Origin of the sequence: Bacillus sp. A01H (genome assembly GCF_045277205.1) — a bacterium.
Taxonomy (GTDB): Bacteria; Bacillota; Bacilli; order Bacillales; family Bacillaceae_G; genus Bacillus_A; species Bacillus_A paranthracis.
This window is the reverse complement of the sequence record NZ_CP117702.1, coordinates 1,521,090-1,534,651: the sequence shown is the minus strand read 5'-3', so window position 1 is coordinate 1,534,651 and position 13,562 is coordinate 1,521,090. Positions and strand designations below refer to the sequence as shown.

The 13,562-nt window shown below is 36.4% G+C and carries 16 protein-coding genes and 2 riboswitches; of the genes, 2 read left to right on the top strand and 14 right to left on the bottom strand.

Features of this window, described 5'->3' with window-relative positions:
* Positions 1 to 25 precede the first annotated feature (25 nt).
* The 4 genes from cysH to PSR14_RS08175 form a co-directional block, all read right to left on the bottom strand.
* Positions 26 to 730, bottom strand: coding sequence for a phosphoadenylyl-sulfate reductase (gene cysH, locus PSR14_RS08190; RefSeq protein ID WP_000958985.1), 705 nt, complete (start codon positions 728 to 730; stop codon positions 26 to 28).
* An 86-nt stretch (positions 731 to 816) separates the two neighbouring features.
* A complete protein-coding gene (locus tag PSR14_RS08185) occupies positions 817 to 960 on the bottom strand; it encodes a YezD family protein (RefSeq protein WP_000116161.1) in 144 nt (47 codons plus the stop codon).
* A 72-nt stretch (positions 961 to 1,032) separates the two neighbouring features.
* A riboswitch (SAM riboswitch) is annotated at positions 1,033 to 1,141 on the bottom strand.
* 117 nt (positions 1,142 to 1,258) lie between these two features.
* Positions 1,259 to 2,575, bottom strand: a complete 1,317-nt coding sequence (gene lysA / locus PSR14_RS08180; protein WP_000280639.1) for a diaminopimelate decarboxylase — start codon at positions 2,573 to 2,575, stop codon at positions 1,259 to 1,261.
* Between the two features lie 180 nt (positions 2,576 to 2,755).
* A riboswitch (Lysine riboswitch) is annotated at positions 2,756 to 2,937 on the bottom strand.
* Between the two features lie 89 nt (positions 2,938 to 3,026).
* Positions 3,027 to 3,476: a DUF3888 domain-containing protein gene (locus PSR14_RS08175; RefSeq protein WP_002091837.1), complete on the bottom strand. Its 450-nt coding sequence runs from the start codon at positions 3,474 to 3,476 to the stop codon at positions 3,027 to 3,029.
* A 200-nt stretch (positions 3,477 to 3,676) separates the two neighbouring features.
* Between PSR14_RS08175 and PSR14_RS08170 the strand changes: the two genes are divergently transcribed.
* Both PSR14_RS08170 and pssA read left to right on the top strand, forming a co-directional pair.
* Positions 3,677 to 5,563: an LTA synthase family protein gene (locus PSR14_RS08170; protein ID WP_000941733.1), complete on the top strand. Its 1,887-nt coding sequence runs from the start codon at positions 3,677 to 3,679 to the stop codon at positions 5,561 to 5,563.
* A gap of 294 nt (positions 5,564 to 5,857) precedes the next feature.
* Positions 5,858 to 6,559, top strand: a complete 702-nt coding sequence (pssA, locus tag PSR14_RS08165) for a CDP-diacylglycerol--serine O-phosphatidyltransferase (RefSeq protein ID WP_000285422.1) — start codon at positions 5,858 to 5,860, stop codon at positions 6,557 to 6,559.
* 32 nt (positions 6,560 to 6,591) lie between these two features.
* On the opposite strand, the gene PSR14_RS08160 is transcribed toward pssA, so the two are convergent.
* The 10 genes from PSR14_RS08160 to hisD form a co-directional block, all read right to left on the bottom strand.
* Positions 6,592 to 7,563 carry an NAD(P)-dependent oxidoreductase gene (locus PSR14_RS08160; RefSeq protein ID WP_001062823.1) on the bottom strand — a complete coding sequence of 324 codons (972 nt, stop codon included), beginning with the start codon at positions 7,561 to 7,563 and terminating at the stop codon, positions 6,592 to 6,594.
* 145 nt (positions 7,564 to 7,708) lie between these two features.
* Entirely contained in the window at positions 7,709 to 7,876 is a 168-nt protein-coding gene (locus PSR14_RS08155) for a YozQ family protein (RefSeq protein WP_000043572.1), read from the bottom strand.
* 67 nt (positions 7,877 to 7,943) lie between these two features.
* Entirely contained in the window at positions 7,944 to 8,960 is a 1,017-nt protein-coding gene (locus PSR14_RS08150) for a histidinol phosphate phosphatase domain-containing protein (protein ID WP_000861820.1), read from the bottom strand.
* Positions 8,961 to 8,971: 11 nt separating this feature from the next.
* The gene (gene hisE, locus PSR14_RS08145) at positions 8,972 to 9,295 is read right to left on the bottom strand and encodes a phosphoribosyl-ATP diphosphatase (RefSeq protein WP_000786132.1); all 324 of its coding nucleotides are present in this window, start codon (positions 9,293 to 9,295) and stop codon (positions 8,972 to 8,974) included.
* A 10-nt stretch (positions 9,296 to 9,305) separates the two neighbouring features.
* Complete coding sequence (hisI, locus tag PSR14_RS08140) at positions 9,306 to 9,611, bottom strand: phosphoribosyl-AMP cyclohydrolase (RefSeq protein ID WP_000803968.1); 306 nt, start codon at positions 9,609 to 9,611, stop codon at positions 9,306 to 9,308.
* Positions 9,608 to 10,366 (bottom strand): imidazoleglycerol phosphate synthase cyclase subunit, encoded by a 759-nt coding sequence (hisF, locus tag PSR14_RS08135; RefSeq protein WP_061535657.1) that lies wholly within the window; start codon positions 10,364 to 10,366, stop codon positions 9,608 to 9,610. Before hisF ends, hisI begins: the two co-directional genes overlap by 4 nt.
* Positions 10,360 to 11,079 carry a 1-(5-phosphoribosyl)-5-[(5-phosphoribosylamino)methylideneamino]imidazole-4-carboxamide isomerase gene (gene hisA, locus PSR14_RS08130; RefSeq protein ID WP_073541085.1) on the bottom strand — a complete coding sequence of 240 codons (720 nt, stop codon included), beginning with the start codon at positions 11,077 to 11,079 and terminating at the stop codon, positions 10,360 to 10,362. Before hisA ends, hisF begins: the two co-directional genes overlap by 7 nt.
* Complete coding sequence (hisH, locus tag PSR14_RS08125) at positions 11,052 to 11,681, bottom strand: imidazole glycerol phosphate synthase subunit HisH (RefSeq protein ID WP_000560333.1); 630 nt, start codon at positions 11,679 to 11,681, stop codon at positions 11,052 to 11,054. The genes hisA and hisH overlap by 28 nt, the downstream gene beginning before the upstream one ends.
* Positions 11,682 to 12,266: an imidazoleglycerol-phosphate dehydratase HisB gene (gene hisB / locus PSR14_RS08120; protein ID WP_001209290.1), complete on the bottom strand. Its 585-nt coding sequence runs from the start codon at positions 12,264 to 12,266 to the stop codon at positions 11,682 to 11,684.
* Positions 12,266 to 13,555, bottom strand: coding sequence for a histidinol dehydrogenase (gene hisD, locus PSR14_RS08115; RefSeq protein ID WP_000407007.1), 1,290 nt, complete (start codon positions 13,553 to 13,555; stop codon positions 12,266 to 12,268). The genes hisB and hisD overlap by 1 nt, the downstream gene beginning before the upstream one ends.
* Positions 13,556 to 13,562: the final 7 nt, after the last annotated feature.

Genomic DNA, 13,562 nt, shown 5'->3' with positions numbered 1-13,562 from the left:
TCTTAGTTTTATTTCAAGATTCATCTTATTGATAATGAAGACCACATTCAGTTTTCACTTTCCCAGCCCATCTACCATCTCTTGAATCGCCACCCTCTCCTACAGGCAACGTACACTTCTCACACCCAATACTTGGATATCCAATATCATGTAATGGGTTATACGGCAAGCTATGCTTGTATACATATCGCCATACCTCTTTCCACGTCCAATGAATGAGCGGACAAACTTTAATAGATTGAAAGCGATGATCTTGATTTATAAACTTTGTATGCTTACGCGTTTCCGATTGTTCCCTCCTCAACCCCGAGATCCACGCTTTTTCATTCGCTAATGATTCTTCTAACGGTAAAATTTTCCTAATCTTACAACAAAGATTAGGATTGCTTTCCCATAGCTTGTTACCATGCAATTTGGCTTGTTCATCAAGTGTAAGTTTTGGCTGTTTTTCTATAATATTTAATGAAGGAAATCGTTCCCGCACTTTTTGAATTAATTCATACGTTTCTTGAAAATGTACGTTAGTATCTAAAAAAACAACTTTAGCAGATGGATTTACTTGGTTAATAAGATGCAGCAGTACCATCCCTTCCACTCCGAAGCTACATGCGTATACAATTTCATTTTCATATTCTTTATACGCCCAACTTAATACTGATAGCGCGCCTTTCGTTTCATCTTCTTCTGAAAATGAAACATCATTTTCTTCCCACGTTTCATACGTCAACATGTTTTTTCCCCCTGTAAAAGCAAAAAGACGGTTTTAACCTAATAAAATAGGTTAAAACCGCCTCTAGTTTTTCTAGTCAGCGCTTTTTACTTTAAACGTACTTTTTCACTTTTCTCTAATTGAATGACTTTTCCATCTTGCACAACAATTGTAATTGAACCATATTTCATATCAGCAAGCATCGCTTCAATTTTCTCAGATACTTCCTCAAAATGTTCCCGTACGCTCACGCGAACAGCCCCCCTTTTTATTCATAAAAAAAATCTTTCCCATTTCGAAAAGACTGTTCGGTAATATATTTTACCTTATCTTTCAAAATGGATTCCATTTTGCTGGATTTAGCACCTTGCTTTCTATAAGCAGGTTGCCGAGCTTCGCCGGGCCAGTTCCCTCCGCTTCTCTTGATAAGCTTTGTATTTGTATTTTATCACAATTCTGATTTTTTTCAATCCTAGTTTTCCGATATATTTTAATTATTTTATTTTACAAAAAAGGAATTGCCCATCCGAACAACTCCTTTTTCCTCATTTAAACAAGTTCTTTAATACGTATGCGATCGTTCCCAATAATATTTTCATATGTTTCGCGCTCTACAACAATTTGTGATGTACCGCCTTTCACGAAGACGACAGCTGGTCTACGAATCCGATTATAATTATTCGCCATCGAGTACCCGTATGCCCCTGTACAAGAAATCGCTAGTAAATCGGCAGAGGCAACTTTCGGTAAAGTAATATCCCAAATTAACATATCTCCACTCTCACAGCATTTCCCTGCAATCGAAACAACTTCCTCGTTCTCATCATTCCCTCGATTCGCTAACATCGCTTCATAACGAGCGTTATATAAAGCAGGTCTTAAATTATCAGTCATCCCACCATCCACTGATACATATTTCCGAATACCCGGAATGTCCTTCACAGATCCGACTGTATAAAGTGTCGTTCCAGCATCACCTACAATGCTACGGCCTGGTTCAACCCATATTTCTGGCAATGGATAATTACATAACGTAAATTGTTCTCTCACCGCACTTGTTACAGCTCGCACATACGTCTCAAGAGTTAATGGTGTATCGGACTCTGTGTAGCGTATTCCGAATCCTCCCCCTACATTTAGCACTTTTACTACATAGTTTGTTCGCTCTCTCACTGCTTCTAAAAATTGACGAAGAACTTCAATCGCTCGCACAAAGCCAGCCGTTTCAAATATTTGTGATCCGATATGTGAATGAATTCCTAACACGTTATAATTTGATTTTTGTAAAGCAAGCTCAATTGCCTGCATCGCTTGACCATTTGACACGCCAAATCCAAATTTTGAATCATCTTGACCTGTTGTAATATATTCATGTGTGTGCGCCTCTACTCCGGGCGTTACACGAATTAATATGTTCACAAATTTCCCATGTTGCACTGCTAAATCATGCAAAATTTCTAATTCTAAGAAGTTATCTACGACAAAACAACCAATATTCGCCTGAAGAGCCATCACAATTTCTTCATCTGTTTTGTTATTGCCATGAAAATGAATGCGCGATGCAGGAAATCCCGCTTGTAGTGCAGTATATAATTCTCCTCCAGAAACAACATCTAATGACATATTCTCTTCACGAGCTACTCGGCACATCTCCATGCACAAGAACGCCTTGCTTGCATATGCTACTTGATAAGAGAACCCACTTTCTTTAAAAGCACGATGAAACGCGCGGCACTTTCCTCGAATTGACTCTTCATCGTATACATAAAGTGGTGTTCCATATTGTTTTGCTAGCTGCGTCGTGTCGCACCCTCCAATTTCTAAGTGTCCTTGCCCATTGATTCGGCTTGTGCCGTGTAAATACATTTGAATTCCTCCCTTATTTCCTCTAAAACTCATAACCCCAATCTTCTATTCATTGCAGCACGCTTTTAGATAGACAAAAAACGCGCGGAACAATGTTCACACGCGTTTCTTATTAGGAAAAATATATATTGAAAAAATAAACGAGTTGTTATCTCCTCAAAATAAGAAACCGCATCAACATCTCCAAATAGCTCTCCATAAAATAAATCTTATGACAGTACTACATTTATTCAATGCAGTCCCAATATATGAATAAGATGGTTATTCTTATATTTCGGCAATAGTCCCTTTCAACCTATGATCACAGATTCCATTAAATCTCCCATAGCTTACTCTTTCCTATCGCGGCCTCTACCTTTGAGAGTAGATGAGGTAAGTCTATTTAATTTTCAAACATCTAATTGTTGCTATTAACAATACCAAAGGACCATTTTATTTGTCAAACAATTTTTTATATTGCTTTTTGACAGTTTAGTTTCGTATCGTTTGGTAAGCGCTTTACTGAAACCTTTGTCACTTCCCATTCACCTTCTTCGTTATTAAATGTAATCGTTACCTTCTCAAATGGTGGCGCAATTTTCCCTGCAACACGTTCATACTTAGTCACTTCAATACTCGCTTGAAATAAATATGTACCGCTATACACTTTTTTTAAACTAATAATTTTCGGGCATTGATAAGGCTTCAAGCTCCCATATTGTTTTTCGATTGCTTTATTTATTTTCGGAAATAACACAGAATAAAGGGCATCTTCCATAAGAGGTGCATCATACTCTGCTACCGACACACTTGGTGAAGCAAAAAGTATAACACTACTGCATACTATAAAATATAATAATTTTCGCATTATAACCTCCGTATTGTTACACGATTCTTTCCGCGCACGATAATAATCATACATAGACACTCCATTTTATTGTCTCCTACAGCCCTTTTTCTACTCAATTGTTATAAAAAAGTCCACAACTCTCTTTTATTTTCGTATAATGATACTCATAGTATAATAAACATAATAATAAAGGACTGTTCGTATATATAAAATGAGGAGCTAATCAAATAGGCCCACAAGAACCGTCATGCTTTTTAGGAGAGGAGTATATTATGCTACAACGTCTGTTTCCAAAACTGCGATTCGCACTCGTTGCAGTCGTTTTATTATGGATAAAAACATATATTGTGTACAAGCTAGCGTTTGATATTAAAATTGATAATTTCTTTGAAGAATTTATGCTTTTTATGAATCCACTAGCTGCGTTACTTTTATTTTTCGGTTTTGCATTATTTGCATCTAAACACCGAAATCGCATTATAGTTGGAATTAGTTTTATACTGTCATTCATTTTATTTGGAAATGCAATGTTTTATGGGTTTTATAACGATTTCGTTACGTTCCCAGTATTATTTCAAACAAATAATATGGCTGATTTAGGGACGAGTATAAAAGAACTCTTTACGTATAAAACATTACTGTTATTCGCAGATGCGATCATCTTAATGTTTCTTTCGCGTAAATTCCCATCATTTTGCGACAAAACGCCGCTTTCTCGCTCTGAGAAGAGAACTTTCTTTAGCGGTGTAACAGCTCTATTAGCACTACAAATTGTTGTTTCTGTTATTTATAAACCACAAATGTTCTCACGCTCATTCGATCGTCAAACTGTCGTGAAAAATTTAGGTTTATACACATATCATCTATTTGATATTACACTGCAATCAAAATCTTCAGCTGAACGTGTATTTGCAAGTGGGGATGGGTTCTCTGAAATTAAAAACTATACAGACTCAAAAGATAAGCAAGTTGATAAGAACTTATTTGGATCTGCAAAAGGTAAAAATGTCATTTTGATTTCAATGGAATCTACACAAAGTTTTGTTATTAATAAAAAAATAAATGGAAAAGAAATTACTCCATTTTTAAACGAATTTATTAAAGATAGTTTTTATTTCGATAACTTCTATCATCAAACAGGACAAGGTAAAACTTCTGATGCTGAATTTATCGTTGAAAATTCACTTTATCCGTTAGATCGCGGTTCTGTATTCTTTACTCACGCAACAAATGAATATACAGCTACACCCGAACAATTAAAAAAATACGGATATTCTTCTGCTGTCTTCCATTCAAACGATAAAGCGTTTTGGAATCGTGATGTAATGTATCCTGCACTTGGATATGATCGTTACTTTAATTTGAATGATTACGTAGGCACAGAACAAATGTCTGTCGGTTGGGGATTAAAAGATAAAGAGTTCTTTGAACAATCTATTCCAAAGTTAAAATCCTTACCACAGCCGTTCTATACAAAATTCATTACTTTAACAAATCATTTTCCATTTCTTCTAAATCCAGAAGATCAATATGTTGATGAGTTTAATTCGGAAAGTGGCGTTGTAAACCGTTACTTCCCAACCGTTCGTTATACGGATGAAGCTCTTAAACAATTTATTAAACAATTAAAAGCAGAAGGACTGTATGACAACTCTGTTATTGTCATTTACGGAGATCATTACGGTATTTCTGAAAACCATAACGCAGCTATGGCTCAGTTCCTTGGGAAAGACGCTATTACACCATTTGATTCTATGCAATTACAACGCGTCCCTCTCATTATTCATGTACCTGGTCAAGAAGGAAAAGTCATTTCTAAAGTGTCTGGTCAAATTGATATTAAACCAACGCTACTTCATTTACTTGGTATTAAAACAAATAAATCAGTTGAATTTGGAACTGACTTATTTATTAAAGAAGAAGATCCACTTATGGTAATGCGTGATGGTAGCTTCGTTTCGGAAGATTATGTGTATACAAAAAACATGTGCTATAAACGAAACACAGGTGAAGAAGCAGACATCTCATTATGTCAACCGAATATTGAAAAAGCAAAAACAGAATTGAAACTTTCCGACAAACTCATTTATGGAGATTTGTTACGTTTCGATCCTAACAATCGGTATAAAACTGGAACTATGATAACGAACTTTGAATAATACAAGAAGAGGCTGTCCCAAAAAGTGCTTTTTAGCCAAAATCGAATAAAAAGTGAAGGGCAGAAATGTTAATTTTATAACGTTTCTGCCTTTTCAATTTCATGTGATCTTACTTCGAAAGAGACTTATGAGACAGCCCCTTCTTTTTTCACTTATTTTTCAAATCATTCTGATATGAAATCTTTCACAAATTGGGAATTTCTTTCGTGTGAAGAAGAAATTTATGGTATGATAAAATAAGTAAACTTTCATACACTAATTAAGAATTTATTACAGAAAGCAAGGGATCAGATTTTGTATAGAGCAGCTATTCCAAACTTATTTACGCTCGGAAATTTATATAGTGGATTCTTGTCAATCGGCTATGCATCTTTAGGATATTATAAATCAGCTGCTATTTTAGTCCTTATCGGGATGATGTTAGATAGTCTTGATGGGCGTGTTGCTCGTTTATTACGTGTTGATTCACAAATGGGAAAAGAGCTTGACTCGCTTGCGGATGTCGTAACATTTGGTGCAGCACCTGCTGTTCTCATGTATTACACATCTTTCTCTAATTATGGAATCATCGGACTATACATAGCGGGGCTATTCCCTCTTTTCGGAGCATATCGTTTAGCACGATTTAATGTAACACCATCTTCTACTTCAATGAAATATTTCACTGGGGTACCGATTACAGCAGCGGGAGGGCTTGTTGCTTTCTTAACATTATTTTCACATACCATTCCAAAAATCGTTCTTATTACAGTATTTGTAACGTTCGCATTTTTAATGGTGAGCCGCATTCGTATCCCAAGTTTAAAAGATGTACCAATTCCACGATATAGCATCATTATTACACTATTTTTAGTGGGCATCATTATCACAATGTACCAAACAGGGTTCGGTAATTTTTCTGTTTTCTTATTCATTGCTATTCCACTATATATTTTGTACATGCTATCTCAATTCCTTAGACAAAGACCATCAAAAAGAGCAAATAAAGAAAAATAAAAAGAAACCTTCCGATTCCGGAAGGTTTCTTTTTATTTTGTAACGAATACTTTTTGATTGACAGGCGTTACAGCTTCTTCGCCATTTAATACAGCTAAAATATTTCTTACCGCCGTTTCGGCCATCGCATCACGCGTTTCGAATGTTGCATTTCCTACGTGAGGAGCAAGTACCACATTCTTTAATCCTTTTAGCTCTTCAGTAATTTTCGGCTCAAATTCAAACACGTCAAGAGCTGCCCCTTCAATTTCATTTGTTTTTAAAGCATGAGCAAGTGCCGCTTCATGCATAATTGGTCCGCGTGAAGCATTTATAATATACGCTGTTTTCTTCATCATTTTGAACTGTTCTTCATCAATCATATGGTGCAATTTCGGATTATACGCACAGTTAATTGTAATAAAGTCTGCTGTTTGTAATAATTCTTCCAATGTTACATATGTTGCTTCCAGTTCACTTTCAGCTTCAGGCTTTCGATTTGGTCCTGTATATAAAACATTCATTCCAAACGCTTTCGCACGCTTTGCAACTGCCTTTCCGATTTCTCCAAGGCCGATAATTCCAATTGTCTTACCATGTACTTCGCGGCCTAAGAAAAATAACGGTGCCCATCCGTTAAATCCAGTTGTACGACATAGCGTATCACCTTCAGGAATTCTACGTGCCGCTGCTAAAAGAAGTGCAAATGTTAGTTCTGCAGTAGCTTCCGTTGATACTTTCGGTGTATTCGTTACCGCAATCCCTTTTTTTTCGGCATATGAGTAATCAATATTATCGTAACCAGCACCGTAGTTTGCAACAATCTTCAAATTAGGTGCCGCATCAATCACTTCTTTTGTCACCTTTGTAGAAAGTAGGCTTAACAATGCATCTTTGTCTTTTACACGCTCTGTTAATTCATCTAAAGAAATTAACTCCTCTTTATCGTACATTTCTACATCATGATCCTTTAATAGTTCTAATCCGATTGCTGGAATTTTCCCTGCTACTAATATTTTTGCCACTACTAACACCTCTTCTATAGAAAATAAGATCTCTCTTATCTTTCATTGTAAGAAATCCACATATAAAAACCAAGGAATTTGATTATAGTTTTGAAAATCGACACTTTTCCACAAAAAAAGAGGAGATGCAAGTCTCCCCCTCTTCTTATGCTTTTTCTTGCGATTGTTTTCCAAGCTTCACATCGATCGTTCCTTCTGCAACTGTATCACTAATTTGTTCCTCAATAACGGATTGAGATGTAGCATTCGTTTCAGAAGTATACGCTTGTTGCTGTGCACCTTGTACATTTTGTTTATTTTGCTGTTTCGACATTTCTTACCCTCCTTTTTATTCTTTCTTATTTTGAACAAAAAGATGGGTTTTCATCAAAAAATCGTGATCATTTTGAAATTGTTACTTCTTCTAGTAATCTCATCGTTCTAACTCGTTTCGTAAATGTAGCTAAGTGAGCAATATCATGATTACGTAACGTCTTTATATTCTCTTCCACATATTTTCCTAAATCATTCGGATAATGAGCATCTGAAGAGAGTGTGATCGGAACTTCGTGTTTAGCTAATACTTGTAAATATAGCGGACTCGGACACATTTCGCGCACAGGATAGCGATAGTACAATCCCGCATTTATTTCCGTTGCTGTATTTGTTTCTACTAATGCACGCGCAATTTTCTTATAATAAGAAAGTTGTTCATTCTCATTTAATCGATAATTAAATACTTTTATGTTGTCAAGATGAGCAATAATATCAAATAACTCAGAACGAACTGCGCACTCAACCGTTTTGAAAAACGTATCATATAAAACATATAAGTCATGTTCCTTAAAATATTCTTTCGTATCTGGATTATCAAATCCCCAGCCATTTAAAAAATGAACAGAACCAATTACATAATCAAAATCTCCTAATGCAAGTAAAGATTGTAATTGTTGTTCACCACCAATAAAATAATCTGCTTCAATTCCAAGTTTAAGCGTAACACCTCTTTTACTCCACCGTTCTTTCGCCTCTTCAATTGCCCTTGTAAAATCATGTAGTGAAGCTACCCTTACTTGGTCTAACCATTCCTTTTGTAAACGTCCAAGCCCCGAATCACTAATATCAACATATGTTTCATAGTATTCTTTCGCTTCATAAAAACGATATAAATGATCGACAATACCAACTTCTTTTATCCCTTTTCGCAAAGCTTCTTCTAAATATAAATCAATCCATTTCATTGTAAATGGCCCTTCATTCACACGTCTTTGCAGGCGTTCTTGTGTTTTCACAAGCCATTCCATAGAATGTTTTTCTTCTTTTAGCGGTTCATAATGTTGTAATGATTCATTTATTTTAGCTAGCCATCCTATTGAATATGGCCCTTCTTCTAAATGAATGTGATAATCCACCTTCATACATATTCCCCCTATAATGTATCTATTTCTCTTCTGTCCCCTACTCTCGAAAGCTTCCCATTTCTTTCTGTCACTTCCTCCATAATATCTTCTAATGATATATTTTTTTCGGCTAATAAAACGAAGCAGTGATACATTACATCAACCATTTCTTTCACTAGCTCTTCGTTATCATTATTTTTGGATGCAATAATTACTTCCGTACATTCCTCACCAATTTTCTTTAAAATTTTATCTTCTCCTTTTGAAAACAAGTAATTTGTATATGATTCAGAAAGTGGATTTCTCTTTCGTTCTTTAATTGTTTCGAATAGTAATGTAAAGGCGTTTTTCATATGTATCCCCCTATATAATTTTGTAATGAAAACATGTTTTTTCTCCCGTATGACATGCAGGCCCTACTTGCTTTACGACAACAACGATTGCATCTTGATCACAATCTAAATAAAGAGATTGCACATGTTGGACATTACCTGATGTTTCTCCTTTATTCCATAACGACCTTCTTGAACGAGAATAAAACCATGTTCTTTTCGTTTCTATTGTTTTTTCATACGCTTCTTCATTCATATAAGCTAGCATTAAAACTTCTTTTGTATCTTCTTCAATTACAACTGCTGGTAATAGTCCTTTTGAAAAGTTAGGTTTCATAGCCGCACCTCAACATTTGCATTTCTTAACTTTCTCTTTACGTCCCCTATTGTCGCCTCACCGTAATGAAAGATTGATGCCGCTAATGCTGCATCAACTGTTGTCTTTTGAAACACTTCTATAATGTGATCAGCATGACCGCATCCACCTGACGCGATGACAGGTACGGAAACACTTTTTGAAATTTCTTCTGTTAAACGAAGGTCATATCCGTTTTTCGTTCCGTCTGCATCCATACTCGTTAATAAAATTTCGCCTGCGCCTAGCTCTGTAACGCGCTTTGCCCACCCGATTGCATCCATTCCCGTATCAACTCTTCCGCCGTTCACATATACATTCCACTTATCCTCCGCTACTTTTCTAGCATCAATTGCGACAACAATACATTGTGAACCAAAGTGCTGTGCCCCTTCTTCGATTAATTTTGGATTTCGCACTGCTGCTGAGTTAATTGAAACTTTATCTGCTCCAGCTCTTAGTAAATTGTACATATCTTTCACACTTGAAATTCCTCCGCCAACTGTAAGAGGAATAAATACTTTTGAAGCCGTTTTTTCTACAACATCTATAATCGTTTTTCGTCCTTCATGCGTTGCCGTAATATCTAAAAATACTATTTCATCTGCTCCCGCATCATTATATAAAGCTGCTATTTCAACAGGATCCCCGACATCTTGTAGTCCTATAAAATTTACACCCTTTACGACTCGCCCTTCTTTCACATCTAGACATGGAATAATGCGTTTCGCTAACATAACTTTGTTACCTCTAGCACTTCTTCTAAATCAATCGTTTTCTCGTAAAGAGCCTTACCAATTATGACACCGTATACGTTCATATCATTTAACTTTTTCACATCTTGTATAGATGCAATTCCTCCAGAAGCAATCAGTCGAGTAGCAACGTTCTTTTGTAGTAACTCCAATTGCTCTACATTCGGTCCTGCAAGTGTTCCGTCTTTCGAAATGTCTGTAAACACAATCGTTTGAACACCTATCTTCTCCATTTGTTTTGCTAAATCAATGTAAGAAATTTCAGACACATCAAGCCAGCCTCTCGTTGCTACGAAACCATTTTTCGCATCAATTCCGACGATGATTTTTTCTTTATATAGACGAACTGTCTCTTCTAAAAATGGCTTATCATAAAGAGCGGCTGTTCCTAAAATCACTTTATCTACTCCTACTGAAAATAATTTCTCTACGGATACAAGTGATCGAATTCCTCCGCCAACTTGCACTGGAATACGTACTGCCTTGCAAATTCTTTCAATGACGGACAAGTTTAACGACTCACCAGCAACTGCACCATCTAAATCAACAATGTGCAACCGTTTCGCTCCAAATGTTTCAAATATAATCGCTTGCGCAACTGGGTCTTCATTCATTACTGTTTCTTTACTAAATTCTCCTTGATACAGTCTAACGCATCTCCCTTCTTTTAAATCGATAGCTGGGAAGATTTCCATGTTTCTACCACTCCTTTAAAATTTTTCAACATTTGCATGCCAATGTCACCACTTTTTTCAGGATGAAACTGCGCACCGTATATATTTCCTTTTGCTACAAAACCAGGTACTTTCACTCCATATTCACTTATTCCATATACAATTTCATTTGGACAATCTGCGTAATAAGAGTGGACATAATATACGAAAGAACCGTCCTCTACTCCATTCCAAAGCGCTATTTCTCCTTCTTTCTTTAACTCATTCCATCCCATATGAGGAATTTTATAAGGAACCTTTAACTTTCGAATAACGCCTGGCAATAAACTTAACCCGTTACAGTCTTGTAGTTCCTCACTTTTTTCAAATAAAAGCTGCATTCCTAGGCAAATACCTAGAAGTGGTTTTCTGGAACGCCCAATTTCTTGTAACACACGTACTAAATCTTTTTCTTCCAATACATCCATTGCTTTTGGAAATGCACCTACTCCTGGTAAAATCACTCCATCACTTCTAAAAATCTCTTCTTTATCACTCGTTACGATATACGCTGCTCCAATATGCTTTAATGCTTGTTCTACACTACGAATGTTTCCCATTCCATAATCTATAATGGCAATCAATTACAACATCCCTTTCGTTGAATTTACACCAGTAATATTGGCATTTCTTTCGACTGCTTCTCTAAGCGCTCTACCAAACGCTTTAAATAACGCTTCAATTTTGTGATGTGTATTGCTTCCGTATAAAATACGAGCATGTAATGTAATATTGGCAGCATGAGCAACTGCTCTAAAAAATTCTTCCGTTAGTTCTGTATCAAAATCCCCAAGCTTCGGATTCGTTAATTCTCCTTGAAATACAATATATGAGCGTCCACTTATATCAATTGCAACAAAGCCTAAAGACTCATCCATCGGTACATATGCTGAGCCGTACCTGTTAATCCCCTCTTTACTGTGCAATGCTTCTTTCAAACAATTTCCGAGTACAATCCCAACATCCTCAACTGTATGATGTGCATCAACGAATACATCCCCTTCTGCCTCCACTTGCAAACCGAATCTTCCATGCCTTGCAAATAAAGTTAGCATATGATCAAAAAAACCAACTCCCGTTCGTACAGAAACGTTCTTCCCATCATCAAGCTGTAAACTTAATTTTATTTTTGTCTCTGTCGTCTCACGTATTTGACTAGACTCACGCATTATTCTTCCTCCTCAAATCTTATTTGAATTGCTCTCGCATGCGCATGTAACCCTTCTTTATTGGCAAGCTCTACAATATGATGTTGGACATCTCTTAATGCTTCCTCTGTATAAGACAGAAAGCTTGATTTTTTCACAAAATCATCGACTGATAACGGTGAGAAAAACCTTGCCGTTCCACTTGTCGGTAACACGTGATTCGGTCCTGCTAAATAATCCCCGAGCGGTTCTGGTGCATATGGTCCAAGAAAGATAGATCCTGCATGTTTCACATAAGCTAGAGCATTCATCGGTTCTTTTATATGTAACTCTAAATGTTCCGGGGCAATTTCATTCGATAAATTTAGCGCCTCCTCTAAAGAAGGAACGATAAAAATGGCCCCATTTCTCTTTATTGATTCACGTGCAATTTCGCTTCTTGGTAATGTTTCTAACTGCCTTTCTATCTCTTTTTCTACTTCTTTTGCTAACTCTATATTTGTTGTAATACAAATTGCTGTCGCTCTCTCGTCATGTTCTGCTTGTGATAATAAATCAGCAGCAATATATTTTGCATTGCCGGTTTCATCTGCAATAACTACAATTTCTGACGGTCCAGCAATCATATCAATATTTACTATTCCATATACTTCTCGTTTCGCTAGAGCGACGTACAAATTTCCTGGTCCAACTATTTTATCCACTTTCGGAATCGATTCCGTCCCGTATGCTAAAGCAGCAATTGCTTGCGCACCACCTATCGTATAAATTTCATCTACTCCTGCAAGACTTGCAGCAACTAAAATATGTGGATCAATTCCTCCTTCTCTTGGCGGTGTTACCATTACAATCTTTTTCACACCAGCGAGTTTTGCTGGCAATACATTCATTAATACTGACGAAGGATACGAAGCAGTTCCGCCTGGCACATATACGCCTACATTCTCTAATGGCCGAATGATTTGTCCTCTAATGATGCCTTTACTCGCGCAATCGAACATCGATTGTCTTTTTTGCTTTTCATGGTACGAAATAATGTTTTTCTTCGCCTCTTGTAACGCTTCTAAAAATGAATTCTCTACAAACATACTCGCTCGTTTTATTTCTTCTTCACTTACACGAAACTCTTTCATCTTTACACCATCAAACTTTTTTGTATAAAAAGATAAGGCCTCATCCCTACTCTCCCTTACATTTTGAACGATTTCACTTACATTTCTTTGAACAGTTTCTTCTATTATATTAGCGTTTTCTCGTAGCAATTTTATTTTCGATAACGCCTTTTGAAAATCTTCAAAAACGATCTCCATTACAAGT

Bases quoted from the DNA above. Each gene is read 5' to 3' on its own strand.
- cysH (WP_000958985.1), bottom strand. From the start codon at position 730: ATGTTGACGTATGAAACGTGGGAAGAAAATGATGTTTCATTTTCAGAA.
- lysA (WP_000280639.1), bottom strand. From the start codon at position 2,575: ATGTATTTACACGGCACAAGCCGAATCAATGGGCAAGGACACTTAGAA.
- PSR14_RS08175 (WP_002091837.1), bottom strand. From the start codon at position 3,476: ATGTATGATTATTATCGTGCGCGGAAAGAATCGTGTAACAATACGGAG.
- PSR14_RS08170 (WP_000941733.1), top strand. From the start codon at position 3,677: ATGCTACAACGTCTGTTTCCAAAACTGCGATTCGCACTCGTTGCAGTC.
- PSR14_RS08155 (WP_000043572.1), bottom strand. From the start codon at position 7,876: ATGTCGAAACAGCAAAATAAACAAAATGTACAAGGTGCACAGCAACAA.
- PSR14_RS08150 (WP_000861820.1), bottom strand. From the start codon at position 8,960: ATGAAGGTGGATTATCACATTCATTTAGAAGAAGGGCCATATTCAATA.
- hisE (WP_000786132.1), bottom strand. From the start codon at position 9,295: ATGAAAAACGCCTTTACATTACTATTCGAAACAATTAAAGAACGAAAG.
- hisI (WP_000803968.1), bottom strand. From the start codon at position 9,611: ATGAAACCTAACTTTTCAAAAGGACTATTACCAGCAGTTGTAATTGAA.
- hisF (WP_061535657.1), bottom strand. From the start codon at position 10,366: ATGTTAGCGAAACGCATTATTCCATGTCTAGATGTGAAAGAAGGGCGA.
- hisA (WP_073541085.1), bottom strand. From the start codon at position 11,079: ATGGAAATCTTCCCAGCTATCGATTTAAAAGAAGGGAGATGCGTTAGA.
- hisB (WP_001209290.1), bottom strand. From the start codon at position 12,266: ATGCGTGAGTCTAGTCAAATACGTGAGACGACAGAGACAAAAATAAAA.
- hisD (WP_000407007.1), bottom strand. From the start codon at position 13,555: ATGGAGATCGTTTTTGAAGATTTTCAAAAGGCGTTATCGAAAATAAAA.